Raw genomic sequence first — 25,255 nt, 5'->3', positions numbered from 1 at the left:
GATCCACGCCCGCCACGCCGGGGGGTCCGGGGGGTCGTCCCCCCGCGCGGGAGAGCACCGCATCGACCACCTCGAACAGGGTGGCTGCCCGTTCGACCACGCGAAGTCCACGGTGTGGGGAGGAGCGCGATGACCGTCACGACCAACACGACCTCGGGCGGGACCCCTGCGGTGCCGCCGGAGGACCTCATCACCGTCACCATCGACGGATTCGAGGTCAAGGTCCCCAAGGGCACCCTGATCATCCGCGCCGCCGAGCTCCTGGGCATCCAGATCCCCCGGTTCTGCGACCACCCGCTGCTCGACCCGGTCGGCGCGTGCCGGCAGTGCCTGGTGGAGGTCCCCGACGCCGGCAACGGGCGGGCGATGCCCAAGCCGCAGGCGTCCTGCACCACCACCGTCATGGAGGGCATGGTCGTCAAGACCCAACTGACCTCCCCGGTGGCCGAGAAGGCGCAGCGCGGGATGATGGAGTTCCTGCTCATCAACCACCCGCTGGACTGCCCGGTCTGCGACAAGGGCGGCGAGTGCCCGCTGCAGAACCAGGCGATGTCCACCGGGCAGGGCGAGACCCGCTTCGCCGAGACCAAGCGGACCTTCCCCAAGCCGATCGCGCTGTCGACGCAGGTGCTGCTGGACCGCGAGCGCTGCATCCAGTGCGCGCGCTGCACCCGCTTCTCCGCGCAGATCGCCGGCGACCCGTTCATCGAGCTGCTGGAGCGCGGGGCCGAGGAGCAGGTCGGCATCGCCGAAGGCCAGCCCTTCCAGTCCTACTTCTCCGGCAACACCGTGCAGATCTGCCCGGTGGGCGCGCTGACCGGCGCCGCCTACCGGTTCCGGTCCCGCCCGTTCGACCTCGTGTCCACCCCGAGCGTGTGCGAGCACTGCTCGGCCGGATGCAGCCTGCGCACCGACCACCGGCGCGGCAAGGTCACCCGGCGGCTCGCCGGCGACGACCCGCAGGTCAACGAGGAGTGGAACTGCGACAAGGGCCGCTGGGCGTTCACCTACGCCACGCAGCCCGACCGGCTCACCCACCCGCTGGTCCGCGACGACGAGAGCCGCGCGCTGGAGACCGCGTCGTGGCCCGAGGCGCTGAGCGTCGCGGCCCGGGGGCTCGCCCGCGCGGGCCGCACCGGCCGCGTCGGCGTCCTCACCGGCGGTCGGCTCACCCTGGAGGATTCCTACGCCTACGCGAAGTTCGCCAGGGTCGCGCTGCGCACCAACGACGTCGACATGCGGGCCCGCGCGCACACCGCCGAGGAGGCCGAGTTCCTGGCCGCGCGGGTCGCGGGCACCGGGATCGACGTCACCTACGCCGACCTGGAGCGGGCCCCCGCGGTCCTGCTGGCCGGCGTCGAGCCCGAGGACGAGGTCCCGATCATCTTCCTGCGGCTGCGCAAGGCGGCCCGCAAGAACGGACTGAAGGTCTACTCGCTGGCCCCGCACGCCAGCCGCGGCCTGGCCAAGGTCAACGGCACCCTCGTCCCGGCCGCGCCGGGGCGGGAGCCGGAGGTCCTCAACGAGCTGGGCGAGGTCGAGCCCGGTGCGATGGAGGCGCTGCGGGCCTCCGGGGCGATCATCCTCGCCGGTGAGCGGCTCGCCGAGATCCCCGGCGCGCTGTCGTCGGTGGCGCGGTTGGCCGACCGCACCGGCGCCCGGACGGCCTGGGTCCCGCGCAGGGCGGGGGAGCGCGGCGCCGTCGAGGCGGGCGCGTTGCCCAACCTGCTGCCGGCCGGCCGTCCCGTCACCGACGCGACGGCCCGCGCCGAGGTGGCCCGGCTCTGGTCGGTCGGCGACCTGCCGGCCGAGGAGGGCCGCGACAGCGCGGCGATCCTGGCCGCGGCCGCCGCCGGTGAGCTGGACGCGCTACTCGTCGCGGGCGTCGAGCTCGACGACCTGCCCGACCCCGACGGCGCCCGCGCCGCATTGGCGCGGGTCCCGTTCATCGTCAGCCTGGAGCTGCGGGCCAGCGACGTCACCGACCGCGCCGACGTCGTGCTCCCCGTGGCCGCGGTCGCCGAGAAGTCCGGGACGTTCGTCAACTGGGAGGGCCGCGGCAAGCCGTTCGGCGACGCGCTGAAGGTGCCCGGCGTCCTCTCCGACCTGCGCGTGCTCGCCGCGATCGCCGACGAGATGGACGTGCACCTCGGGCTGCCCGACGCCGCGGCGGCCCGCCGCGAGCTCGGCGAGCTCGGCACCTGGAGCGGAGCCCGGGTCCCCGACCCGCTCAGCCGGCCCGCGCCCGCCGCCGCGCCGGAGCCGGGGCAGGCCGTGCTGGCCACCTGGAGCCAGCTCCTGGGCCGGGGCCGGATGGAGGACGGCGAGCCCTACCTCGCCGGGACCGCGCGGCCCGCCGTCGCCCGGATCTCCGCGGCGACGGCCGCCGAGATCGGGCTCGCCGATGGCGGGGGCCTGCGGATCACCGGCGACCGCGGATCGGTGCGGGTGCCGGCCGTCGTCACCGAGATGCCGGACCGCGTGGTGTGGCTGCCCGCCAACGCCCATGACTGCGCCGTACGGCGGGACCTCGGCGTCGGGGCCGGGGCGGTCGTGGCCCTGGCGCCCGAGTCCGCCGCGGTCGGCGCCGCAACGAGTACTGGGAGCGAAGAGTGATGTCCATTCCGCTGACGCCCCTGACCGTCGGGGACGGGGTGTCCCTGGCGGCCGAACCGGGACTGGAGGCGTTCGGCTCCGACCCGTGGTGGATCATCCTGATCAAGGCCGTCGCGATCTTCGTCTTCCTCATGCTCTGCGTGCTGATGATGATCATGGCGGATCGCAAGATCATGGGCCGGATGCAGCAGCGCCACGGCCCCAACCGGTTCGGCCCCTGGGGCCTGCTGCAGTCGCTGGCCGACGGCGTGAAGCTGTCGCTGAAGGAAGACCTCATCCCGCGCAGCGTCGACAAGGTCGTCTACATCGCGGCGCCCATGGTCTCGGCGATCCCGGCGTTCATCGCGTTCGCGGTGATCCCGATCGGACCCGAGGTGTCGATGTTCGGGGTGCAGACCCGGCTGCAGTTGACCGACCTGCCGGTCGCGGTGCTGCTGGTCCTGGCCACCGCGTCGATCGGCGTCTACGGCATCGTGCTCGCCGGGTGGTCGTCGCGCTCCCCGTACCCGCTGCTCGGCGGGCTGCGCGCGTCGGCGCAGGTGATCAGCTACGAGATCGCGATGGGCCTGTCGTTCGTGGCGGTGTTCATCTACTCCGGGACGTTGAGCACCTCGGGCATCGTCGAGGCCCAGCAGCCCGTCTGGTTCGCGATCGTGCTGTTCCCGTCGTTCGTGATCTACCTGATCACGATGGTGGGCGAGACCAACCGGCTGCCCTTCGACCTCGCCGAGGGCGAGGGCGAACTCGTCGGCGGCTTCATGACCGAGTACTCCTCGATGAAGTTCACGATGTTCTTCCTCGCCGAGTACGTCAACATGGTCACCGTCGCGGCGCTGTCGGTCACGCTCTTCCTCGGCGGCTACCACGCGCCGCCGCCCATCACCATGTTCTGGGCCGGCGCCAACGAGGCCTGGTGGCCCGCGCTGTGGTGGCTGCTCAAGTTCATGGCCGTCATGTTCATGTTCATCTGGTTGCGCGGATCGCTGCCCCGGGTCCGCTACGACCAGCTCATGCAGCTCGGCTGGAAGATCCTCATCCCCGTGCAGCTCGTCTGGATCACCGCGGTCGCGGTCCTGCGGGTGCTGCGCAACGAGGGCTACTCCCCGGTCGTCACCGGCACCGTCGTCGCGGTGTTCTTCGTGGCGATCCTGGCGGCGTTCCTCGCGTGGGGCAGGGCGGCCGAGCGCAGGCGGTCCGAGGAGGCCGAAGAGAACGCCAAGGAGGTCCAAGCGATGCGCGAGGACCCGATGCACGGCGGTTTCCCCGTGCCACCCATGAACGCTCCGCACTACGGCAGCAGCGTGGCGGCGGAGGAACCCCGTACGACCCCACCGGCCGCGACCGGCAAGCGGGAGGAGGTTACCGGTGCTTGATTGGCTCAACCCCGTCAAAGGGTTCGGCGTCACCTTCCACACCATGTTCAAGAAGGTGCCGACGATCGAGTATCCCGAGGTGAAGCCGCCCACGATGCCGCGCTTCCACGGGCGTCACCAGCTCAACCGCTGGCCCGACGGCCTGGAGAAGTGCATCGGGTGCGAGCTGTGCGCCTGGGCCTGCCCCGCCGACGCCATCTACGTCGAGGGCGGCGACAACACCGAGGAGGAGCGCTTCTCCCCGGGTGAGCGCTACGGCCGCGTCTACCAGATCAACTACCTGCGCTGCATCCTGTGCGGGCTGTGCGTCGAGGCGTGCCCGACCCGCGCGCTGACGATGACCAACGAGTACGAGCTCGCCGACGACAACCGCGAGAGCCTCATCTGGACCAAGGAGCAGCTGCTCGCGCCGCTGCAGGAGGCCATGGAGGCGCCGCCGCACCCGATGCGGCTCGGCGAGACCGAGGAGGACTACTACAGGATGGGCCGCGACGGCGCGCCCGCCTCCGGGTCCGGGGAGCAGAAGAGCGAGGCCGCTCAGTGACCGCGACCGCCCTCCAACCACTCCAGACCGCGCCCGCGGCGGCCCCCATCTCCGGTGGGGAGAGCGCGGCCTTCTGGATCATCGGCACCATCGTGGTGCTCGCCGCGCTCGGCGTGGTGTTCAGCCGCAAGGCCGTGTACTCCGCGCTGATGATGGCCGTCGTCATGATCGGCCTGGCGGTCTTCTACGGCATCAACCAGGCGCCGTTTCTGATGGTCGTCCAGATCGTCGTCTACACCGGCGCGGTGCTGATGCTGTTCCTGTTCGTCCTCATGCTCGTGGGCGTCACCTCGTCGGACTCCCTCGTCGAGACGATCAAGGGGCAGCGGCTGCTCGCCGCCGTCGTCGCCATCTGCTTCCTCGGCGCCGTGGCCACCGGCATGACCCGCATCACGCTGGCCGACCCGGTCGGCCTGGACGCGGGGGTCGCCGCGGCGGGCGGCAGCATCCCGTGGATCGCCGGCGAGATCATCTACCGCTACATCATCGCCTTCGAGGCCACCGGCGCGCTGCTCATCACCGCCGTCCTCGGCGGGCTGGTGATGGCGCACACCGAGCGCGTCCGGCGCAAGCGCACCCAGAAGGAGATGTCCAAGGAGCGCATCCGCGGCGACCACCCCACGCCGCTGCCCGGCCCCGGCACCTACGCGCGGCACAACGCGATCGACATGCCGGCGCTGCTGCCCGACGGGTCGGTCTCGGAGCTGTCGCTCAACCCGGTGCTCGCGGCGCGCGACCCGCGGGACCAGTCGCAGGTCCCCAGGGACATCCGACTGGGCACGGGCGCGGTCCCCGGAGGCGCGTCGGACTCGGCGTGGTCCAAGGAGGGGCACGAGGCCGGTGACGACGGCGCTCCCGGCGACAACGGCGACGACGACGGTGAGAACGGCGGACGGGAGGCGGACCGCTCATGGACCCGATGAACTACATCGTCCTCGCGGCGATCCTGTTCAGCATCGGCGCCGTCGGCGTCCTGGTGCGGCGCAACGCGATCATCGTCTTCATGTGCGTGGAGCTGATGCTCAACGCGTGCAACCTCGCGTTCGTCGCCTTCGCACGGATGCACGGCGGCATCGAGGGCCAGGTCATCGCCTTCTTCGTGATGGTGGTCGCCGCCGCGGAGGTCGTCGTGGGCCTGGCGATCATCATGCAGATCTTCCGGACCCGCAGGTCGGCGTCGGTGGATGACGCCAACCTGCTGAAGCATTAGAGGGCGGCGTGGCAGTGTCTTTCATGTCTTCTATGGCAGGCGTGCCCCCGATGTCTCCGGGGCACCTCGCCGCCGAGGCGCACGCGGTCACCGCGGCCGCCGACGGGGCGATCCACTCCTACGCCTGGCTGCTGATCGCGCTCCCGCTCGCCGGGGCCGCGATCCTGCTGCTGGGCGGCAGACGCACCGACGCGTGGGGCCACTGGCTCGCCGTGGCGATGTCGCTGGCGAGCTTCGCCTGGGCCGTGCTCGCCCTCGTCCGGCTGCTGGGGTACGCCCCCGAGGAGCGCAGCCGCTCGGTGCCGGTCTACGAGTGGATCGCCGCCGGTGACTTCCGGGCCGACGTCAGCCTGCTGCTGGACCCGCTGTCGATCACCTTCGCGCTGCTCATCACCGGTGTGGGCTCACTGATCCACATCTACTCGGTGGGCTACATGGCGCACGACGAGAACAGGCGGCGCTTCTTCGCCTACCTGAACCTGTTCGTGGCCGCCATGCTGGTGCTGGTCCTCGCCGACAACTACGCGCTGCTGTTCCTGGGCTGGGAGGGCGTGGGTCTCGCGTCCTACCTGCTCATCGGATTCTGGCAGCACAAGTCGTCGGCGGCGGTCGCGGCCAAGAAGGCGTTCCTGATCAACCGGGTCGGCGACATCGGCCTGCTGATCGCGATCATGCTGCTGTTCACCACGTTCGGCACGGTCGCCTTCAACCCGGTGTTCAACGCCTCCGACCAGGCCGGCAGCCCGGTCATGACCGCGGTGGGCCTGCTGCTCCTGCTCGGCGCGTGCGGCAAGTCCGCGCAGCTTCCGCTGCAGGCGTGGCTCCTGGACGCGATGGAGGGCCCGACCCCGGTCTCGGCGCTGATCCACGCGGCCACCATGGTCACGGCCGGCGTCTACCTCATCGTGCGCTCCGGCCCGATCTTCGAGCTGGCGCCCACCGCCCAGCTCGTCGTCACGATCGTCGGCGCGGCCACGCTGCTCGCCGGTGCGATCATCGGCTGCGCCAAGGACGACATCAAGAAGGCGCTGGCCGGTTCGACCATGAGTCAGATCGGCTACATGACGCTGGCCGCGGGCCTGGGCCCGATCGGCTACGCGGCGGCCATCGCCCACCTCGTCACGCACGGCTTCTTCAAGGCCGGACTGTTCCTCGGCGCCGGGTCGGTCATGCACGGCATGAACGACGAGGTCGACATGCGCAAGTACGGCGCGCTGCGCAAGGCCATGCCGATCACCTACGCGACGTTCGGCCTCGGCTACCTCGCCATCATCGGGTTCCCCTTCCTCTCGGGCTGGTGGACCAAGGAGGGCATCATCGAGGCCGCGTTCGCCTCGGGCGGCGTGACCGGCCAGATCCTGGGCTGGGCCGCGCTGCTGGGCGCGGGGCTGACCGCGTTCTACATGTCCCGGATGATGTTCATGACGTTCTTCGGCGAGAAGCGCTGGGACGACGCGGCGCACCCGCACGAGTCCCCGGCCTCCATGACGGTCCCGATGGTCGTGCTGGCGGTCGGCTCGGTGGGGCTCGGCGCGATCCTGGTGTTCGGCTACCGGTTCGCGCACTTCCTCGAACCCGTCGTCGGCGCCGAGGAAGGCCACGAGTTCAGCCTCGCGCACATGCTGACGAGCTGGTCCAGCATCGCCGCCCTCGGGCTGATGGTCGCCGGCGTCGGCTACGCCTGGCTGCGCTACGGCCGGGTGAAGGTGCCGCGCACCGCCCCCCGGGGCAACCCCGTCACCGTGGCGGCGAGCAACGAGCTCTACGGCAACGCCGTCAACGAGAGCCTGTTCATGCGGCCCGGCCAGGCCCTGACCAAGGCCGCCGTCGCCTTCGACACCACGGTGGTCGACGGCCTGGTCAACCGGATCGCGGCGAGCGTGCGGGAGAGCTCCGAGGGGCTGCGCCGGACGCAGACCGGCTTCGCCCGCACCTACGCGCTGACGATGCTCTTCGGCGCCACCGTCGTGGTCGCCACCATGCTGGGGGTCGGTATTGCTTAGCGACCGTCATCAGGCAATCCGGCGAGAAACCCCTGACCGGCAGGTGAGGAATTAAATGACCATCCCCTGGCTGACACTGGCCATCGCGCTGCCCGCGCTCGGCGGGCTGGGCGTGGCGCTGCTGCCCCGTGACAGGGCCGAGACCGCCAAGCGGGCGGCGCTGGGCGTCACCCTGGCCACGCTCGTGCTGGTCGTCGCGATGGCGCTGAACTTCGACCCGTCGGGTCCGCGCTTCCAGTTCACCGAGACCCACCCGTGGATCCCGCGCTTCGGCGTGCACTACGCGGTCGGCGTGGACGGCATCGCGCTGGTGCTGATCGCGCTGTCGGCGGTACTGGTGCCGCTGGTGGTGCTGGCCGCGTGGAAGGAGAACGACGCGGCGCCGGACCGCGGCACGGGCTACTTCGCCCTCATCCTGGTCCTCGAGGCGATGATGATCGGGGTCTTCGCGGCCACCGACGTCTTCCTGTTCTACGTCTTCTTCGAGGCCATGCTGATCCCGGTCTACTTCATGATCGGGCGCTACGGGCGGGGTGAGGAGCGGCGCCGCGCCTCGGTGAAGTTCCTGCTCTACAGCCTCTTCGGCGGCCTGCTGATGCTGGTCGCGGTGATCGGCGTCTACACGCTGAGCGCCCGGGCCGGCCAGGGCACGTTCCTGTGGGCCGACCTGGCCGGCTCCGAGGGGCTGCTCGCCGGCCTGGACCCGGCCACGGCCCGCTGGCTCTTCCTCGGGTTCTTCGTCGCCTTCGCGATCAAGGCCCCGATGTGGCCGGTGCACACCTGGCTGCCGTCGGCGGCCGGCAGCTCCCGGCCGGGCACGGCGGTGCTGCTGGTCGGCGTGCTGGACAAGGTCGGCACCTACGGCATGCTGCGCTACTGCCTGGAGCTGTTCCCCGACGCCGGCCGGTTCTTCGTCTGGCCGGTGGTGGTGCTCAGCCTGGTCAGCATCGTCTACGGCGCGGTCGTGGCGATCGGGCAGAGCGACATGCTGCGGCTCATCGCCTACACCTCGGTGTCGCACTTCGGCTTCATCACCCTGGGCATCTTCGCGATGACCACGCCGGGCCAGTCCGGCGCGGCGCTCTACATGGTCAACCACGGGTTCTCCACCGGAGCGCTGTTCCTCATCGCCGGATTCCTGATCGCCCGCAACAACTCCGCGGCGATCTCGGACTACCAGGGCGTGCAGAAGGTCGCGCCGCTGCTCGCAGGGACGTTCCTGGTGGCGGGGCTGTCCAGCCTCGCGCTGCCGGGGCTGTCCCCGTTCGTCAGCGAGTTCCTGGTGTTCATCGGCGCGTTCGCCTTCCACCCGGTCCCCGCGATCATCGCCACCGCCGGGGTGGTGCTCGCCGCGCTCTACATCCTGTGGATGTACCAGCGCACCATGACCGGCCCGCTCCCCGAGGCGCTGTCCCGGCTGCGCGATCTGTCCGGACGCGAGATGTGGGCGGTGGCCCCGCTCATCGCGCTCATCGTCGTCTTCGGGGTCTACCCCAAGCCGCTGCTGGACGTCATCAACCCGGCGGTGGAGCAGACCATGCAGCAGATCGAGGCGACCGATCCCGCCCCGGAGATCGACGCCGTTGACCAGGCCGCCCACGGCCAGGAAGGAGCGAGCGAGTGAGTCCCCTGAGCCTCCCGGCGCTCGTGGCGCCGCTCGCCGCATCCGCCCCCGTCGAGCAGGCGCCCGACCTCGACTACGGGCTGCTCTCCCCGATGATCGCGGTCTTCGCCGCGGGCGTCCTCGGGGTGCTGGTCGAGGCGTTCGTGCCGCGCCCCCGCCGGCGGGCGGTCCAGCTCGCGCTGGCGCTGGTCGGCGTGGGCGCGGCGTTCGTGCTGACCGTGGCCCAGGTGGGCCTGCTGCCCACCGGCGGGGCGGGCGTGGGCGTGGCGTTCGCGACCGTGGCCGTCGACCGGCCCACCCTGTTCATCCAGGGCACGATCCTGGTGCTGGCGTTCATCAGCCTGCTGCTCATCGCCGAGAACCGGCAGAACGAGAGCGCGTTCGCCGCGCAGGCCGCGGCGGTCCCCGGCAGCGAGGAGGAGCGCGAGCACGTCATCGCGGGCTCGCAGCACACCGAGGTCTACCCGCTGGTGATGTTCGCGGTGCTGGGCATGCAGTTGTTCCCGGCGGCCAACGACTTCCTCACCATGTTCATCGCCCTCGAGGTGATGAGCCTGCCGCTGTACCTGCTGTGCGGGCTGGCGCGGCGGCGCCGGCTGTTCTCCCAGGAGGCCGCGGTCAAGTACTTCCTGCTCGGCGCGTTCTCCTCGGCGTTCTTCCTGTTCGGCATCGCGATGATCTACGGCTACGCCGGCTCGGTGCAGTTCGGCGCGATCTTCGAGGCGGTCGGCGGCAACGGCGCGGGCGTGGTCGAGAACGGCGAGCCGCTGCTGCTGCTCGGCATCGCGATGGTCGGCGTGGGGCTGCTCTTCAAGGTCGGCGCCGTGCCGTTCCACAACTGGAAGCCCGACGTCTACCAGGGCGCGCCCACCCCGATCACGGCGCTGATGGCCTCGTGCACCCTGGTCGCGGCGTTCGGCGCGCTGCTGCGGGTGTTCTACGTGGCCTTCGGCGGGGCGGTGTGGGACTGGCGGCCGATGATGTGGGTCGTGGCCGTCCTGACGATGGTGGTCGCCGCGGTCATCGCCGTGACGCAGCGCGACATCAAGCGGCTGCTCGCCTACTCCTCGGTGGTGCACGCCGGATTCATCCTGACCGCCGTGGTGGCGGCCAGCCCCGAGGGCCTGGCCGGGGCGATGTTCTACCTCGCGGCCTACGGGTTCACCACGATCGGCGCGTTCGCGGTCGTCACCCTGGTGCGCACCCACGAGGGCGGCGCCGAGGCGGGGGAGCTGTCGCAGTGGGCCGGTCTGGGGCGGACCTCGCCCCTCCTGGCGGGGGCGCTCGCGCTGTTTCTGCTCGCCTTCGCCGGTATCCCGCTGACCAGCGGCTTCATCGGCAAGTTCGCGGTGTTCGAGGCGGCCGTGGCCGCGGGCGCGACCCCGTTGGTCGTCGTCGGCGTGCTGAGCAGCGCGGTGACCGCGTTCTTCTACGTCCGGATCATCGTGCTGATGTTCTTCTCGGACCCTGCCGAGCAGGGGCCGCGGGTGCTCAGGCCCGGCGGTCTGACCGGATCGGTCATCGGCATCGGCGCCGCCGCGACCATCGTGCTCGGCGTCTTCCCCGGTCCGGTCCTGGACCACCTGCTGCCGCAGCCGACGGAGTCGGCCGGGCAGGCCGAGGCCGGCGTGGCCCCGATCGACATGTTCGTCCGGTGAGCCGGACCGATCCGGTGTGCGGCTTTGGCGGTTCACCCCGGGTCGGATAACTTCTAGAGCGGTTGGTGTTCATCCCGAGAGCGCGCGGTACGTCCCATATGGGGGTATCGCGCGCCCTGCTGACACGTGGAGCTTTCAGGTGAGCGGTTCTGTCCCGAGCGGTTTCCTCGCTCTGCCGGGTATCGACGAGGCCCTCGCCCGGGAGGTCCAGGCCGGCCTGGACCGCGTCGAGGAGAGGCTGCGGGAGTCGGTGGCGGCCAGCGACCCGCTGCTGACCGCGGCCGCCACCCACCTGCTGTCAGCGGGCGGCAAGCGGTTCCGGGCCACGCTGGTGCTGCTGGCCGCCCGGTTCGGCGACCCCGAAGCCCCCGAGCTGACCCCCGCCGCAGCCGTGGTGGAGCTCACCCACGTCGCGACGCTGTACCACGACGACGTGATGGACGAGGCCGAGCTGCGCCGCGGCGAGCTCAGCGCCAACCAGCGCTGGGGCAACTCGGTCGCGATCCTCACCGGCGACTTCGTGTTCGCCCGCGCATCGGAGATGCTCGCCGACCTCGGCACCGACGCGGTCCGGCTGCAGGCCCAGACCTTCGGCCGCCTCGTGCAGGGCCAGATCCTGGAGACCTCCGGCCCGCGCGAGGGCGTCGACCCGCTGGAGCACTACCTCCAGGTCATCGCGGACAAGACCGCCTCGCTGATCGCCTCCTCGGCCCGCTTCGGCGCGATGTTCAGCGGCGCCGACCCCAAGGTCATCGAGACGATCACCCGGGCCTGCGACGCGCTGGGCATGGCGTTCCAGCTCTCCGACGACATTCTCGACGTCGCCAGCGAGACCGACCAGTCCGGCAAGACGCCAGGCACCGACCTGCGCGAGGGCGTGCTCACCCTGCCGATGTTCCACGCTCTGCGCGGCGCCGAGCCCGAGCACGCGCACCTGCGCGACCTGCTGGGGCGCCCCTTGGACGACGCCGAGACCGATGAGGCGCTGCGGCTGCTGCGCGCCCACCCCGCGATGGACGCGGCCCGCGCCGACCTCGACGCCTGGGCCGACCGCGCCCGCGCCGAACTCGCCACGCTCCCGGCCGGTCCCGCGCGCGCCGCGTTCGAGGCGCTCTGCGACTACGTGGTGGAGCGCAGCGGCTGAGTCCCCGAACGGGCCGCGGCGCGCAGCGGCCCGCAGTGCCGCCCGTTGTATAACAGCAGGTCACTGACGCACCCGATCTTCGTATGAACCGGGCAAAACCCGCATCGCCCCCGACCGATCGGGTAGATCTGCTGATTCAGGTGATTCCACGGTCACGAATAGTGGCCGTTCCCGTGGAACCGCCGTCGGCGAGCAATCGATTCGGGGAGAGTGATTCGCCGTGGCACCGCAGCCGAAAGCACAGGAGCTGATCGGGCACCGCCTGCTGGACGGGGACGGGAACAGCGTCGGCAAGATCAGTCAGGTCTACTTCGACGACCAGACGAACACCCCCAAGTGGATCACCGTCCGCACCGGAATGCTGGGGAGCAACGAGAGCTTCATCCCGTTCCAGGGGGCGCGGGCCGTCAAGGACGACCTCCAGGTGCCCTACGACAAGGACACCATCAAGCACGCGCCGTCCTTCGACACCGACCGGCACATCTCGGCCGAGGAGGAGACCGAGGTCTACCGCTACTTCGGCATGCGGCCGGGGATTCCGGGCCAGCGGCCGGGCGACTCCGGCGACGTGGGCCGCCACTCCCGCGGCGAGGCCGCGACCGCCGAGGGGAGGACGCGGCCGGGCACGGAGACCGGTCGTGAGGAGGGCTCGGCGATCCGCTCCGAGGAGCAGGTCCACGTCGGCGTCGAACGCCAGGAGAGCGGCCGGGCCAGGCTGCACAAGTCCGTGGAGGCGGAGGAGTTCGACGAGAACGTCCCGGTGAGCCATGAGGAGCTCCGGGTCACCCGCGAGCCCGTCACCGAAGCCGACAGGGCCGCGGGCGAGCCGCGGATGGAGGACACCGAGCAGGAGTTCGTCCTGCACGAGGAGCACCCGGTGGTCTCCAAGGAGAGCGTGCCGGTGGAGAAGGTGCGGGTGACCAAGGAGGAGGTCTCCGAGGAGCAGCGCGTGCACGGCGAGCGGCAGAAGGAGCGCGTCGACGTCGACGGCGACGACGGCATGCGCGAAGGCCGACGTGAGGGCCGCGGCGGGGAGCGCGGGAAGGGCGGACGCAAGGGCCCCGGCCCCATCGGCTGACGCCCGCCGGAGCGACGGGGGAGGGGCCGTGCCGGTGCGCGGTCCCTCTTCGCGTCCGGCGGGGTCACGGGATGCCCCGTTCTCGGTGCGGATCGGGCAAAAGGCGGCATCCCGGCCGGGCCCGCGGGTAGCCCCCCGACCGGACGGGCCCGCCGGGCGCGGCGGTCCCGGACGTCGACGGCGGAGGGAACCGGGGGAGAGGACGTCAGCGTGGCATCACGGCTGGGAGCGCAGCGGCTGATCGGGCGCCGCCTGTTGGACCGCGACGGCAACCGCATCGGCAGGATCGGTCAGGTCTACTTCGACGACCGGACCGACACCCCCAAGTGGGTGGCGGTCCGCACCGGCCTCTTCGGTGCGAACGAGCGCTTCGTCCCGCTCCAGGGCGCCCGCGCGACCGACGAGGGCCTGCAGGTGCCGTTCCGCGGCGAACTGATCAGGCACGGCCCGGTCCTCGACGCGGGGCGGCACCTCTCGGTGGCCGAGGAGGAACGGGTCTACTGGCACTACGGGCTGCGGCCGACCGTGCCCGGGCCGAGGGAGGAGCCCGGTTTCATCCGCGGCCGGCACGCCAGGCCGGCCGCCCACGACGGCCCCGAGGCGTCGTGAGCGGAGCCGTCGCCGCTACCCGCGTTCGGCCATGAGCTCGGGCGGCTCCTCGGTGACCGGTTCGCCCGCCGCGGCCGCGCGCAGCCGGGCGCCGCGCCGGGCGTTGCGCACCATGTCGAAGGCGAAGAGCGCCAGGGCGGCCCACACGACGGCGAACCCGATCCAGCGGCCCACCGGCATCTCCTCGCCGAAGACCAGCCAGGCCACCAGGAACTGCAGCACCGGGGCGATGAACTGCAGCAGTCCGATCATGCTCAGCGGGATGCGGAACGCCGCGGCGCCGAACAGCAGCAGCGGAACCGCGGTGACCAGTCCCGATCCGACCAGCAGCAGTGCGTGCGGCACCGACACGTGGCCGAACGTCCCCGTGCCCATGACCTCCAGCGCGACCACGAAGCCCAGGGCCGGCAGGAACATGACCATGGTCTCGATGGTCAGGCTCTCCAGCCCGTCCAGCTTGACGAACTTCTTCAGCAGGCCGTAGGCGGCGAACGAGAACGCCATCGCCAGCGCCATCCACGGCGGGGCGCCGTAGTCGAAGGCCAGGACGACGACGGCGAGCGCGCCGAGGGCGACCGCGGCCCACTGCACCCTGCGCAGCCGCTCGGAGAAGACGATGACGCCGAGCGCCACGCTCACCAGCGGGTTGATGAAGTAGCCGAGCGCGGCCTGCAGGGTGTGCCCGGCGTTGACGGTGAAGATGAACACCCCCCAGTTCACCGAGATGACCATGGCGGCGCCGGCCAGGAGCAGGAGTTGGCGCGGGCTGCGCAGGACGCCGGCCATCCAGCGCCAGTGCCGTCGGGCCAGGAGGATGAGCAGGACGGCCAGCAGAGACCACATCATCCGATGAGCGAGGATCTCCATCGACCCCGACGGCGGTGCGACGAGCGGCCAGTAGAGGGGGAGCAGCCCCCAGAGCAGATACGCGCCGGCACCGTAGACGGTGCCTCGATTCAACTCGGACACGCGTTTCAGATTATTGGAAGAATTGCCCGTTGAATAATTAATAATGCTTAACCCTGCTGTTTAGCTCCGCCTGGAGGCGCCCCGGTGCGGGGACGGCGGCGGGGAAACGGCAGGGCACTGGGCGGCGTTTCGCGGTCCGGATAGCCTGAAGGCATGTTTGGGCACATGAAGACGACGGTGGTCGGCCGGGCCGACGCGCTCCCCGGCCGCGACACTCCGATGCCGGTTCCCACCCGCCACGAGGTGCTCGGCACGCCCCTGGCCCCGCCGTATCCGGACGGCGCCGAGATCGCCGACTTCGGCATGGGCTGCTTCTGGGGCGTGGAGCGCACGTTCTGGCGGCTCGGCGCCGACAACGGCGTCATCACCACGGCCGTCGGCTACGCCGGGGGCCACACTCCCAACCCCACCTACGAAGAGGTCTGCACCGGCCGCACCGGCCACACCGAAGCGGTGCGCGTGGTCTTCGACCCGCAGCGGATCTCCTACACCGACCTGCTGAAGGTCTTCTGGGAGGGCCACGACCCCACCCAGGGCATGCGCCAGGGCAACGACGTCGGCACCCAGTACCGCTCGATGATCCTGTACCACGACGACGCCCAGCGGGCCGCCGCCGAGGCCACCCGCGACGCCTTCCAGCCGGTGCTGACCCGCTCGGGCCACGGCCCCATCACCACCGAGATCGTTCCCGCGGGGCCCTTCTACTTCGCCGAGGGCTACCACCAGCAGTACCTCTCCGACGCAAAGAACCCCAACGGCTACTGCGGCGTCGGCGGCACCGGCGCCACCTGCCCCGTCGGGGTCGCCCGGACGGACGGGTGAACCCGGCGCACCCGCCGGCGGAAGGGACGCCGGACGGCCTCACCCCGGCCGGGTGCGCCGAGGCGTTCGAGGCCGACGGGAGCCTCAGGCCGGACCTTCTGCGGCTCCCGGCCGAAGCGATCGGCAGACCGGCTGTCCTGACGCCCGAGAACGCCGGTGCCCACGCCTTCCTCACGGCGGACCCGCGGACGGGGGAGGTCCGCTACGGTCCCCTGCACGGTGCCGCGAGGACCTGACGCCCCGGGCCGGACCGCCGCGGGGGACGGCCGAGCGGGCGGCCGCGGGCGCGCTCCGGTCGCGCAGCCTGCGCACGAGCGCGGTCACCGGCCACGCCAGCGCGGTCACCATGATCAGCAGCGAGGCCCCGGCCGCGAGGAGGTGCAGGCTGGGGCTGCCGCACCACGGGACCCGCTCGTAGTTCTGCGACGCGACGGTTTCCAGCGCGAGGCCGGTGACCTCGCCGTCCCGCTCCGCGAACGCGAGCCGGTCGCCCTCCTCGGAGCGGAACACGCCCGGCTCCACCGGCGTCCACACCTGGCCGCCCAGCACCGGGCCGGAGACGCGCAGCCTGGCGTCGCCGGTGACGGAGACCGTCATCTGGGCCATCGCGGCCACCACCGCGGCGGGACCGCTGCGGCTGCCCCGGGTCGCGGTGTAGGTGCCCGCATAGCGCTCCAGCGGAAAGTCCTCCGCGGCGGTCGACAGGTCCGGATTCCGCCCGATGCCGGCGAACTCGGCCGGGAACTCCTCGACCATCAGTCCGGCCAGGCTGTAGCCGTAGTTGGAGTAGGCGACGAACTCCCCGGGCGCGTAGACGCGGTCCGGCCGGTTGTCGCGGACGTAGTCGGCCAGCGCCGTCGTCGCGCCGAGGGCGAGTGCGGATCGTGTTCGTGGTGACACGGCGCCGTCTCCTCGTACTCCGGGGACCCGGGTGGTCCCGTCTGGAATACGACGCTAGAGACGCGGCGGGCGCGAATCAGCGCCACTCACTGCCCTCTCGGGTGGTGTCGGCACCACCATCCGGATCCGTCCGCAGGTCGGGGACGTCGGCGAGCACCGTCGGTCCGTCCGGCCGTCGGCGGCGCAGGACGAGGTAGGTGACGGCGGCGCCACCGCAGGCTCCGGCGAGGACGAGGAATCGAAGGGGCGGCGTCTGACCGATGTCCGATGACCGCGTTCGCGCAGGGGGCCGGCTGTCGCGGTGCGCGCAGTGCCGGCGGCACAGCAGGTCCGAGCCCTGGGAATCCCGCTCCACCCCGCGAACGCGGCAGTCGGAGTCCGATGAGAAGGGACGGACGAACACCCGGACGGTCTCAGCCGCCGGCGATACCGGACTTCCACGCGCCGTCGGCGATCAGCCAGTGCGGCACCAGCGTGACGGGGAAGGGGAGGTCGGTCTCGAAGGTCTCCTCGCCGAAGACCTGGGCGGCCTCACGGTACTCGCCGTTGTCGAGCCGCAGCTCCGCGATCCCCGGCTTGTCGGTCGAGGGATTGATGATCCAGTAGGACCCGATTCCGAAGGCCGCGTACTCGCGCTTCTTGGTGTGGTGGTCGCGGAAGACGCTCTCGGGCGAGACCACCTCGACCGCCAGCAGCGGCGGCCGGGTGAGATAGGGGCGCTCGAAGTCCTCCGCGCGGATCACCGCGACATCGGGGATGCGGTGGTGGGTCCGGTCGGCGTTGAAGTTCACGCCGGGTCCGGTCAGGACCATGAAGTCGTCAGGAGCCACGTTGGTCAGGTGGAAGCTCAGCCGTGACTCGATCAGCGTGTGCACGGACACCGGTGCGGGCGACACGTCAAGCCTCCCGTCGACCAGCTCGTAGCGGCCGCCGTCGTCGGGCAGCCGTTGCAGGTCGTCGACGGTCATCGGCCGGTGCTGCGGTTCCGTCTGTCCGATGCTCATAACAGCCATACTGCCTCCCATCGCGCATGAGGACCAGTATCACGGGTCCGCGGCCGCTACAGGTGGGTATCCACAGGATCCGGGCGGAGCGAGGGCGGTTTCCCGATGACGTGGAGAGAGCGCGGGGCGCGGGCGGGGCTCCGGTGCGGTGGCGGCCGGAGCCCCGCTGCTCTTCGAGCGCCGGGCGGCCTAGATGTCGCCCAGGCCCCTCTCGCTGTCGACGTCGAGGGTGGAGCAGCCTTCGGGGGCGATGCTCGACGACTGGAACACGTCGGCGCAGACGGGGACCGTGACCTTCTGGGCCCCGGCGTTGTTGTCGGCGTGCGCCGGGGCGGCGAACGCCCCGAAGGCGAGGGCCGCGGTGGCGAGCAGACCGGAGACGGCGGCGATGCGCTTCATCGCGATTCCTTTCGGGAGATGACTCATGGAGGGCGACGCCCACCGCCTGTAACTTAGCGTAATTGCTTTATCGCCATGAGTGTAAGGAGTGAATGTGCTCCGTTCGCGTTCCCCGGCGAGGAGCGCCGGGGTCAGCGGGTGAGGGGGAGGGCCATCAGGACGTCGTCGACGTAGCGTCCGTCCAGGAGGAAGTACTCCTTCAGCACCCCTTCGACCTCGAAGCCGAAGGACCGGTACAGGGCCATGGCCTCGAGGTTGCCCGCCAGGACGCGCAGAGTGAGCTTGCGGGCGCCGCGCTCGGCCGCCACGGCGCGGGCGGCCTCCAGCAGCGCGCGGCCGACCCCGCGCCCCTGGGCCTTCGGCGCCACGGCGAGCCCCTTGACCTCCTGGACGTGCGCCGCGCTCGCCAGCGCCATCGCCCGGGACACCTGGACGTAGCCGGCGACCGCACCGTCGACCTCGGCGACGAGGGTGTCGGCGACCTCGGCCTCGTCGTCGAAGAACACCGCGTCGACCGGCCAGCGGGGCACCGGCGCCACCCGCCACGACCAGGTGTCGTGGTCGATCACGGCGAGGACGGGTCCGTCATCGGGACGGGCAGGGCGGACCACGGGGCCGGCGGGGACGGTGCGCGCGGGAATCGGAACGTGCCTCCCGTCGGATCGGAGCGTGCTGCCGTGACCCTAACGCCGGACGGGGAGAGGCGCGAGCACGCCCGCGGACCGCGCCGCGTCCGCGTCCCCGGTGACCCGGTGGCGCCTCCTGCGGGCCGCGGGGCCCACGCGGCGGGTACGGAACCGGCCCGGACACGGCTGCGGCCCCCGCGCGATCGCACGGGGGCCGCAGCCGTCGCTCTCACGATCGGGCTACCACTGCTGCTGCCCGTAGCCGGGGTACTGCTGGCCGTACCCCGGGTACTGCTGCTGGCCGTAGCCCGGCTGCTGCTGCCCGTAGCCGTAGCCCGGCTGCTGCGGGTACCCCTGCTGGCCGTACTGCTGGCCGGTCGGGTACTGGTACCCGGCGTAGGGGTCCTGCGGCTGCGCCCCGGTGGGGTACTGGTAGGCCTGCTGCTGCCCGGAAGGCTGGTCGTGCTGCTCCTGCTTGGCCTCCGCTGGCCCGGACTGCCCCGACTCCGGGGAGTCGGGCCGGAAGACGAAGAGCTGCGCCGGTTCACCGTTGTCGCCCTGGCTGTAGGAGGTCTGCTCCAGCCGCCAGCCGGCCTCTTCGATGCCTTCGAGAATCCGGGTCAGCCCCGGCCGGACACTGCTGGAAGCGTCGTCATAGGTGTTGACGCGCAACTGCACGACGAACATCTTGCGCTTCTGCTGCGCGGCGACCTTGGCGTGCTCGACGACGGTGCTGTCCCTCACGACCTGCGTGACGCTCATGTGTCAACCGTACCCATCTGCCCTGTGCGGCGCTTTTTCCTGCCCATTGGGCGTTGCCGTTCGTCCGCGTTGGTCGCGGAGGAGCACCGCCGGGCGTTCCCACCCATGATGCCCCCTATGGTCCCGTCCGGGCCACCTGAGCCCGGGAACTCTATCCTCCGATCGATGCGACGGCCTCGGCGATCGGCGTGTTCCCGCCGACCAGCTCCAGCACGTGGCCGATCGTGGCCGGGGAGTCCAGCAGCGCCACCAGCACCGCGGCGACGTCCTCGCGGCTGACGTCGCCGTGCTCGGCCTTGGGGGCGAGCCAGACCCTGCCGGTCCCCGGCTCGTCGGTGAGGCGGCCCGGACGCAGGATCGTCCAGTCCGCCGTCAGGCTCCGCTCCCGCAGGTCGTCGTCGGCGGCCTTCTTCGCCCGGACGTAGGCGGCCCACACCGGCTCGGCGTCGGGCGCGGGCCCGTCGTCCACGCTGATGGCCGACACCATGAGGTAGCGGCGCACGCCCGCCAGCGACGCGGCGTCGGCGAGCAGCCCGGCGGCGGCGCGGTCCACGGTGTCCTTGCGCGGGACCCCGCTGCCCGGCCCGGCCCCCGCGGCGAAGACCACCGCGTCGGCCCCCATCACCTTCTCGGTCAGTTCGGTGACGGTGGCCGTCTCGAGGTCGATCAGCACGGGCTCGGCGCCGACGGCGCGCAGGTCGTCGGCGTGGTCGGGGTTGCGGATGAGGCCCACGGGCGTGTCACCGCGCTCCGCCAGGAGTCGTTCCAGGCGCAGTGCGATCTTGCCGTGCCCTCCGGCGATGACGATACGCATACCGGCAGGCTATGCGTTCACTCCGATCCGCTCGCAACGGCGGCCGCCGTGTCGGGGGGGCGGTGAGCGGGCCGAACCGGCGGCGGACGTGGGCCGGGACGACGACGTCGGCGACTCCGTCTTCTCCTGGGACTACGACATGTTCGTCGACGGCTCCGAGGCGCGCCGGTTCGGGGTCCACGAGTACGTCGACGCCGAGGCCGTGTTCACCGGCGTCTTCGGCGATCTCCGCCGGCGCCGGATCATCCCCTGATCCGCTCGGTGAACTCGTCGCGGAGGACGCGCTTGAGGAGCTTGCCGCTGGCGTTGCGGGGGAGTTCCTCGGCGAGGTGCACCCGTTTGGGGACCTTGAACCCGGCGAGGCGCTCCCGGACGAAGCCGATCAGCTCGTCCTCCGTCGCCGGGCCCTTCAGCACGGCCACGGCGGTCACGGCCTCGCCCCACGTGTCGTCGGGCAGCGCGATCACGGCGACCTCGGCCACCGAGGGGTGCAGGTAGAGGGCGTCCTCGACCTCCCGGGAGGCCACCAGCACGCCGCCGGTGTTGATGACGTCCTTCAGCCGGTCGACGATGGTGAAGTAGCCGTCGGCGTCGCGGCGGGCCATGTCGCCGGAGTGGAACCAGCCGTCGCGGAACGCCGCCGCGGTCTCCTCCGGCTTGTCCCAGTAGCCGTCGCAGAGCTGCGGGGAGCGGTAGACCACCTCGCCCGGCTCGCCCACGCCCACGTCCGCGCCGGTCTCGTCGACCAGCCGGGCCTCGACGAACAGCGCGGGCCTGCCGCAGGAGTCCATCCGGCCCTCCACGTGCTCCTCCGGGCGCAGGACGGTGGCCAGCGGGCCGATCTCGCTCTGGCCGAAGCAGTTGTAGAAGCCGATGCCGGGGTAGCGCTCCTGGATCCGCCGCAGCACCGGAACCGGCATGATCGCCGCGCCGTAGTAGGCCTTGCGCAGCCCCGACAGGTCGCGCGCCGCGAACTCCGCCGAGTTGGTCAGCCCCACCCACACCGTCGGCGCGGCGAAGAAGGAGGTGATGCCGTCGGCCTCGATGCGCCGCAGCAGGTCGCCCGGCTCGGGAATCTCCACCAGGTCGTTGACGGCGCCCACCGCCAGGCTCGGCATCAGGAAGACGTGCATCTGCGCGGAGTGGTACAGCGGGAGCGCGTGCAGCGGGCGGTCCGCGCCGGTGATGTCCAGGGCCTGGACGCAGCTCAGGTACTCGTGCACCAGCGCCCGGTGGCTCATCATCGCGCCCTTGGGCCTGGAGGTGGTGCCCGACGTGTAGAGGAGCTGCACCAGGTCGGTGTCGGTGACCTCGGTCGGCACCAGGTCGGGCGCTGACGGGTCGCGCGCGACCTCCAGCACCGACTCCGGGGCCCCGCGCAGCGCCAGCACCTCGCGCGCCGGGATCTCGGAGCGGATGTCCTCGACCCTGCCGGCGAGCTTGGGGTCGGTCAGCACCACGGTGCTGCCGGACTGCTCCAGCAGGTAGACCAGCTCGCCGCCGCCCAGGTTGTAGTTGATCGGGACGTGTACCAGCCCGGCGCGGGCGCAGCCGAGGAAGGACAGCAGGAACGCGTCGGAGTTGTACCCGTAGGCCGCGACGCGGTCGCCCTTGCCCAGGCCCAATCCCAGCAGCCACGCCGCGACCCGGCTCACGCCCGCGTCGAGCTCGGCGTAGGTCCACTCGCGGTCGCCGAACCGCAGCGCGGTCCGGTCCGGAGTGCGCCCCGCCGATCTGCGCACGACACCGTCGACGGTGCTCGCCGTCACCACCCCCGGAACCCCAGCACCCATGCACGCCTCCCCTGAGTCGCGGGCCACGCGGGCGTGTGACCCGATGCACATCACAACCTAGTCGCGCGGCCCCGTGATGGGCCAGGAGCGATCCGGTGACGTGCCCGGAGCGGCCCGGGCGGACGAGCCGCGGTCCGGGCGGACGGCGCGGCGCCGGACCCGGGCCCGCGGACGCCGGCGGCCGCGCACCCGGGACTCCCGGTGCGCGGCCGCCGGTGCCGTGGCCGTGGCGGTCGGCTCAGTCCACCGTCCAGGTGTCGCCGCTGGCGAGCAGCGCCGCCAGGTCACCGCGGCCCTGGACCGTCTCCGCCTCGGTGACCTGCTCGGCCATCAGCTCGTCGTAGCTGGGCCGCTCGACGGAGCGGAAGACGCCGATCGGGACGTGGTCGAACGCCGGGTAGTCCAGCCGGGACAGCGCGAACGCGTAGCCGGGGTCGGCGCGGTGCGCGTCGTGGCGGACCAGCCGGTCCTCGCCAGCCTCCGCGACGTCGGCCACGGTCAGCTCGCCGTACTCGCCCTGCACGATCCCGCGGTCGCCGCCCAGGCGCAGCGGTTCGCCGTGCTCCATCCGCAGCACCCGCATGTCGCGTTCGGCCGGGTCCTTCAGCGGCTCGAACGCGTCGTCGTTGAAGATCGGGCAGTTCTGGTAGATCTCGACGAAAGAGGCGCCCTGGTGGTCGGCCGCCGCGCGCAGCACGCCGGTCAGGTGCTTGCGGTCGGAGTCGACGGTGCGCGCCACGAACCCGGCCTCGGCGCCCAGCGCCAGCGACACCGGGTTGAACGGGGAGTCCAGCGACCCCATCGGCGAGGACTTGGTGACCTTGCCCGGCTCCGACGTCGGCGAGTACTGCCCCTTCGTCAACCCGTAGATGCGGTTGTTGAACAGCAGCACGTTGATGTTGACGTTGCGCCGCAGCGCGTGGATCAGGTGGTTGCCGCCGATGGACAGCCCGTCGCCGTCACCCGTGACCACCCACACCGACAGGTCCGGCCGGCTCGCCGCCAGGCCCGTCGCGATCGCCGGCGCGCGCCCGTGGATCGAGTGCATGCCGTAGGTGCTCAGGTAGTAGGGGAACCGGGACGAGCAGCCGATGCCGGAGATGATGACGATGTTCTCCCGCGGCACGCCCAGCTCGGGCAGGAACCCCTGGAACGCCGCCAGGACCGCGTAGTCACCGCATCCCGGGCACCAGCGGACCTCCTGGTCGGACTTGAAGTCCTTCATCTTGTAGGCGGTGTCGCTGCGCGGCACCAGCTTCAGCCCGCGGAACCCTTCCTCGGGATTGAATCCGTTCTCACTCGGCACGGTCGATGACCTCCTGAACCACGGCCGCCAGCTCTTCGGCCTTGAAGGGCAGGCCGCGGACCTTCGTGTAACTGATGACGTCGACCAGGAACCTCCCGCGCAGCAGCAGCGCGAGCTGGCCCAGGTTGATCTCGGGCACGAGCACGCGGTCGTAGCCGCGCAGCACCTCGCCCAGGTTCTCGGGGAACGGGTTGAGGTGGCGCAGGTGCGCCTGGGCCACCCTGCCCCCGGCGCGGCGCACCCGCCGCACGGCGGCGCCGATCGAGCCGTAGGTGCCGCCCCAGCCCAGGACCAGGACGTCGGCGTCGCCGCCGGGGTCGTCGACCTCCAGCGGCGCGATGCCGCGCGCGATCCCGTCGATCTTGCCCTGGCGCGAGCGCACCATCAGGTCGTGGTTGGCGGGGCTGTAGGAGATGTTGCCGGTGCCGTCGCTCTTCTCGATGCCGCCGATGCGGTGCTCCAGGCCGGCGGTGCCCGGCACGGCCCAGGGGCGCGCCAGCGTCTCGGGGTCGCGCAGGTAGGGCAGGAACGCGCCGTCCTCGCCGTTGGGCCCGGCGGCGAAGTCGACGCTGATGTCGGGCAGCTCAGACACCTCGGGCAGGCGCCACGGCTCGGAGCCGTTGGCCAGGTAGCCGTCGGAGAGCACGATCACCGGGGTGCGGTACTCGGTGGCGATCCGGGTGGCCTCGATCGCCATGTCGAAGCAGTCGGCGGGCGAGCGCGGCGCCAGGACCGGAACGGGCGACTCCCCGTTGCGGCCGAACAGCGCCATCAGCAGGTCGGCCTGCTCGGTCTTGGTCGGCAGGCCGGTCGAGGGGCCGCCGCGCTGCACGTCGATGATGAGCAGCGGCAGCTCGGTCATCACGGCCAGGCCGATGGTCTCGGCCTTGAGCACCATGCCGGGGCCCGACGTCGTGGTCACGCCGAGCGAGCCGCCGAACGCGGCGCCCAGCGCGGCGCCGACGCCGGCGATCTCGTCCTCGGCCTGGAACGTGCGGACCCCGAACCGCTTGTGCTTGGACAGCTCGTGCAGGATGTCGGAGGCCGGCGTGATCGGGTAGGAGCCGAGGAACAGCGGCAGCCCCGACAGCTCCGAACCGGCGATCAGGCCGTAGGAGAGCGCGAGGTTGCCGGTGATGTTGCGGTAGCTGCCCGGCGGCAGCGCCGCCGGCTTGACCTCGTAGGAGACCGCGAAGTCCTCGGTGGTCTCACCGAAGTTCCAGCCGGCCTGGAACGCCGCGAGGTTGGCGGCCATGATCTCGGGCTTGTTGGCGAACTTGGCCTTGAGGAAGCCGAGCGTGCCCTCGGTGGGCCGGTTGTACATCCAGGACAGCAGCCCCAGCGCGAACATGTTCTTCGCGCGCTCGGCGTCCTTCTTGGAGATCTCGAAGTCCTCCAGCGCCTTGACCGTCATCGACGTCAGGGGCACGGCGCTGACCTTGAACTCCGCCAGGGACCCGTCTTCGAGGGGATTGGCCGCGTAGCCCACCTTGCTCAGACTGCGCTTGCCGAACTCGTCGGTGTTGACGATGATCATGGCCCCGTTGGGGACGTCGTCCACGTTGGCCTTGAGCGCCGCCGGGTTCATGGCCACGAGCACGTTGGGCGCGTCGCCGGGCGTCATGATGTCGTGATCGGCGAAGTGCAGCTGGAAGCTGGACACTCCCGGGAGCGTTCCGGCCGGGGCCCGGATCTCGGCGGGGAAGTTCGGCAGGGTCGACAGGTCGTTGCCGAACGACGCCGTCTCCTGGGTGAATCGGTCGCCGGTCAACTGCATGCCGTCGCCGGAGTCGCCTGCGAAGCGGATGATGACGCGGTCGAGTTGCTGGACCTCTTTGGTCACTGAGATCGCCGACCTCCTAGGGAAGCCGCCATGCGCGGGACGGCTCGTGGAACTGCCTCGGCCTCGCCGCGGGGCGAGCGGCCGGTCAGGGTTCGGCCGTGAGGCGGGTTTCGGGGTTGCGGTGGGCGTCTCCTGCGCCCGCGGGCGCAGGGGGATCG

The 25,255-nt window shown here is 71.4% G+C and carries 24 protein-coding genes; 13 read left to right on the top strand and 11 right to left on the bottom strand.

What is annotated here, in order from left to right:
• Positions 1–129 precede the first annotated feature (129 nt).
• From HDA32_RS24890 to HDA32_RS24840, 11 genes are all read left to right on the top strand, one after another.
• Positions 130–2,616 carry an NADH-quinone oxidoreductase subunit G gene (locus HDA32_RS24890; protein ID WP_179645484.1) on the top strand — a complete coding sequence of 829 codons (2,487 nt, stop codon included), beginning with the start codon at positions 130–132 and terminating at the stop codon, positions 2,614–2,616.
• Positions 2,617–2,627: 11 nt separating this feature from the next.
• Positions 2,628–3,989 carry an NADH-quinone oxidoreductase subunit NuoH gene (gene nuoH / locus HDA32_RS24885; protein ID WP_179646936.1) on the top strand — a complete coding sequence of 454 codons (1,362 nt, stop codon included), beginning with the start codon at positions 2,628–2,630 and terminating at the stop codon, positions 3,987–3,989.
• Positions 3,982–4,533, top strand: coding sequence for an NADH-quinone oxidoreductase subunit NuoI (gene nuoI / locus HDA32_RS24880; protein WP_179645483.1), 552 nt, complete (start codon positions 3,982–3,984; stop codon positions 4,531–4,533). The genes nuoH and nuoI overlap by 8 nt, the downstream gene beginning before the upstream one ends.
• A complete protein-coding gene (locus HDA32_RS24875) occupies positions 4,530–5,456 on the top strand; it encodes an NADH-quinone oxidoreductase subunit J (protein WP_179645482.1) in 927 nt (308 codons plus the stop codon). Before nuoI ends, HDA32_RS24875 begins: the two co-directional genes overlap by 4 nt.
• Entirely contained in the window at positions 5,444–5,743 is a 300-nt protein-coding gene (nuoK, locus tag HDA32_RS24870) for an NADH-quinone oxidoreductase subunit NuoK (protein ID WP_179645481.1), read from the top strand. The genes HDA32_RS24875 and nuoK overlap by 13 nt, the downstream gene beginning before the upstream one ends.
• Before the next feature lie 50 nt (positions 5,744–5,793).
• Positions 5,794–7,746 carry an NADH-quinone oxidoreductase subunit L gene (gene nuoL / locus HDA32_RS24865; RefSeq protein WP_179646935.1) on the top strand — a complete coding sequence of 651 codons (1,953 nt, stop codon included), beginning with the start codon at positions 5,794–5,796 and terminating at the stop codon, positions 7,744–7,746.
• Between the two features lie 55 nt (positions 7,747–7,801).
• The gene (locus tag HDA32_RS24860) at positions 7,802–9,370 is read left to right on the top strand and encodes an NADH-quinone oxidoreductase subunit M (protein ID WP_179645480.1); all 1,569 of its coding nucleotides are present in this window, start codon (positions 7,802–7,804) and stop codon (positions 9,368–9,370) included.
• The gene (nuoN, locus tag HDA32_RS24855; RefSeq protein WP_179645479.1) at positions 9,367–11,028 is read left to right on the top strand and encodes an NADH-quinone oxidoreductase subunit NuoN; all 1,662 of its coding nucleotides are present in this window, start codon (positions 9,367–9,369) and stop codon (positions 11,026–11,028) included. Before HDA32_RS24860 ends, nuoN begins: the two co-directional genes overlap by 4 nt.
• 139 nt (positions 11,029–11,167) lie before the next feature.
• Positions 11,168–12,172, top strand: coding sequence for a polyprenyl synthetase family protein (locus HDA32_RS24850; protein ID WP_179645478.1), 1,005 nt, complete (start codon positions 11,168–11,170; stop codon positions 12,170–12,172).
• Positions 12,173–12,392: 220 nt separating this feature from the next.
• A complete protein-coding gene (locus tag HDA32_RS24845) occupies positions 12,393–13,250 on the top strand; it encodes a PRC and DUF2382 domain-containing protein (RefSeq protein WP_179645477.1) in 858 nt (285 codons plus the stop codon).
• Between the two features lie 210 nt (positions 13,251–13,460).
• Positions 13,461–13,859: a PRC-barrel domain-containing protein gene (locus tag HDA32_RS24840; protein ID WP_312863317.1), complete on the top strand. Its 399-nt coding sequence runs from the start codon at positions 13,461–13,463 to the stop codon at positions 13,857–13,859.
• Between the two features lie 15 nt (positions 13,860–13,874).
• On the opposite strand, the gene rarD is transcribed toward HDA32_RS24840, so the two are convergent.
• Complete coding sequence (gene rarD, locus HDA32_RS24835) at positions 13,875–14,828, bottom strand: EamA family transporter RarD (RefSeq protein WP_179645476.1); 954 nt, start codon at positions 14,826–14,828, stop codon at positions 13,875–13,877.
• 153 nt (positions 14,829–14,981) lie between these two features.
• Between rarD and msrA the strand changes: the two genes are divergently transcribed.
• Positions 14,982–15,650: a peptide-methionine (S)-S-oxide reductase MsrA gene (gene msrA, locus HDA32_RS24830; RefSeq protein ID WP_179645475.1), complete on the top strand. Its 669-nt coding sequence runs from the start codon at positions 14,982–14,984 to the stop codon at positions 15,648–15,650.
• Between the two features lie 171 nt (positions 15,651–15,821).
• Here msrA and HDA32_RS24825 read toward each other — a convergent pair whose 3' ends face one another.
• The 7 genes from HDA32_RS24825 to HDA32_RS24795 all read right to left on the bottom strand — a co-directional run bounded on the left by HDA32_RS24825 (position 15,822) and on the right by HDA32_RS24795 (position 20,155).
• Entirely contained in the window at positions 15,822–16,550 is a 729-nt protein-coding gene (locus HDA32_RS24825; protein WP_179645474.1) for a hypothetical protein, read from the bottom strand.
• A 76-nt stretch (positions 16,551–16,626) separates the two neighbouring features.
• The gene (locus HDA32_RS24820; protein WP_179645473.1) at positions 16,627–16,905 is read right to left on the bottom strand and encodes a hypothetical protein; all 279 of its coding nucleotides are present in this window, start codon (positions 16,903–16,905) and stop codon (positions 16,627–16,629) included.
• 58 nt (positions 16,906–16,963) lie between these two features.
• The gene (locus tag HDA32_RS24815) at positions 16,964–17,554 is read right to left on the bottom strand and encodes a Uma2 family endonuclease (RefSeq protein WP_218882589.1); all 591 of its coding nucleotides are present in this window, start codon (positions 17,552–17,554) and stop codon (positions 16,964–16,966) included.
• Positions 17,555–17,743: 189 nt separating this feature from the next.
• Entirely contained in the window at positions 17,744–17,953 is a 210-nt protein-coding gene (locus HDA32_RS24810; protein WP_179645471.1) for a hypothetical protein, read from the bottom strand.
• A gap of 131 nt (positions 17,954–18,084) precedes the next feature.
• Positions 18,085–18,522 carry a GNAT family N-acetyltransferase gene (locus HDA32_RS24805; RefSeq protein ID WP_344733907.1) on the bottom strand — a complete coding sequence of 146 codons (438 nt, stop codon included), beginning with the start codon at positions 18,520–18,522 and terminating at the stop codon, positions 18,085–18,087.
• A 297-nt stretch (positions 18,523–18,819) separates the two neighbouring features.
• Positions 18,820–19,341, bottom strand: a complete 522-nt coding sequence (locus HDA32_RS24800) for a hypothetical protein (RefSeq protein WP_179645470.1) — start codon at positions 19,339–19,341, stop codon at positions 18,820–18,822.
• 151 nt (positions 19,342–19,492) lie between these two features.
• Complete coding sequence (locus HDA32_RS24795) at positions 19,493–20,155, bottom strand: SDR family oxidoreductase (RefSeq protein WP_179645469.1); 663 nt, start codon at positions 20,153–20,155, stop codon at positions 19,493–19,495.
• Between the two features lie 88 nt (positions 20,156–20,243).
• Between HDA32_RS24795 and HDA32_RS24790 the strand changes: the two genes are divergently transcribed.
• Positions 20,244–20,408: a hypothetical protein gene (locus tag HDA32_RS24790; protein WP_218882588.1), complete on the top strand. Its 165-nt coding sequence runs from the start codon at positions 20,244–20,246 to the stop codon at positions 20,406–20,408.
• Here HDA32_RS24790 and HDA32_RS24785 read toward each other — a convergent pair.
• The 3 genes from HDA32_RS24785 to HDA32_RS24775 form a co-directional block, all read right to left on the bottom strand.
• Positions 20,398–21,948: a fatty acyl-CoA synthetase gene (locus HDA32_RS24785; RefSeq protein WP_179645468.1), complete on the bottom strand. Its 1,551-nt coding sequence runs from the start codon at positions 21,946–21,948 to the stop codon at positions 20,398–20,400. The two genes, HDA32_RS24790 and HDA32_RS24785, sit on opposite strands and share 11 nt — an antisense overlap.
• A gap of 238 nt (positions 21,949–22,186) precedes the next feature.
• Positions 22,187–23,173: a 2-oxoacid:ferredoxin oxidoreductase subunit beta gene (locus HDA32_RS24780; protein ID WP_179646932.1), complete on the bottom strand. Its 987-nt coding sequence runs from the start codon at positions 23,171–23,173 to the stop codon at positions 22,187–22,189.
• Between the two features lie 70 nt (positions 23,174–23,243).
• Positions 23,244–25,097: a 2-oxoacid:acceptor oxidoreductase subunit alpha gene (locus HDA32_RS24775; RefSeq protein ID WP_179645467.1), complete on the bottom strand. Its 1,854-nt coding sequence runs from the start codon at positions 25,095–25,097 to the stop codon at positions 23,244–23,246.
• Positions 25,098–25,255 lie beyond the last annotated feature (158 nt).

The organism is Spinactinospora alkalitolerans, assembly GCF_013408795.1.
GTDB classification, from domain to species: Bacteria; Actinomycetota; Actinomycetes; order Streptosporangiales; family Streptosporangiaceae; genus Spinactinospora; species Spinactinospora alkalitolerans.
Note: the sequence above shows the minus strand (reverse complement) of the source record. Positions and strands in the feature narration are given on the sequence as shown.

Excerpts from the sequence above, each read along its gene's own strand:
- nuoK (WP_179645481.1), top strand. The coding sequence starts at position 5,444 with ATGGACCCGATGAACTACATCGTCCTCGCGGCGATCCTGTTCAGCATC.
- HDA32_RS24785 (WP_179645468.1), bottom strand. The coding sequence starts at position 21,948 with ATGGGTGCTGGGGTTCCGGGGGTGGTGACGGCGAGCACCGTCGACGGT.
- nuoL (WP_179646935.1), top strand. The coding sequence starts at position 5,794 with ATGTCTCCGGGGCACCTCGCCGCCGAGGCGCACGCGGTCACCGCGGCC.
- HDA32_RS24815 (WP_218882589.1), bottom strand. The coding sequence starts at position 17,554 with ATGAGCATCGGACAGACGGAACCGCAGCACCGGCCGATGACCGTCGAC.
- HDA32_RS24800 (WP_179645470.1), bottom strand. The coding sequence starts at position 19,341 with ATGAGCGTCACGCAGGTCGTGAGGGACAGCACCGTCGTCGAGCACGCC.
- HDA32_RS24860 (WP_179645480.1), top strand. The coding sequence starts at position 7,802 with ATGACCATCCCCTGGCTGACACTGGCCATCGCGCTGCCCGCGCTCGGC.
- msrA (WP_179645475.1), top strand. The coding sequence starts at position 14,982 with ATGTTTGGGCACATGAAGACGACGGTGGTCGGCCGGGCCGACGCGCTC.
- HDA32_RS24890 (WP_179645484.1), top strand. The coding sequence starts at position 130 with ATGACCGTCACGACCAACACGACCTCGGGCGGGACCCCTGCGGTGCCG.
- HDA32_RS24810 (WP_179645471.1), bottom strand. The coding sequence starts at position 17,953 with ATGAAGCGCATCGCCGCCGTCTCCGGTCTGCTCGCCACCGCGGCCCTC.
- HDA32_RS24780 (WP_179646932.1), bottom strand. The coding sequence starts at position 23,173 with ATGAAGGACTTCAAGTCCGACCAGGAGGTCCGCTGGTGCCCGGGATGC.
- HDA32_RS24795 (WP_179645469.1), bottom strand. The coding sequence starts at position 20,155 with ATGCGTATCGTCATCGCCGGAGGGCACGGCAAGATCGCACTGCGCCTG.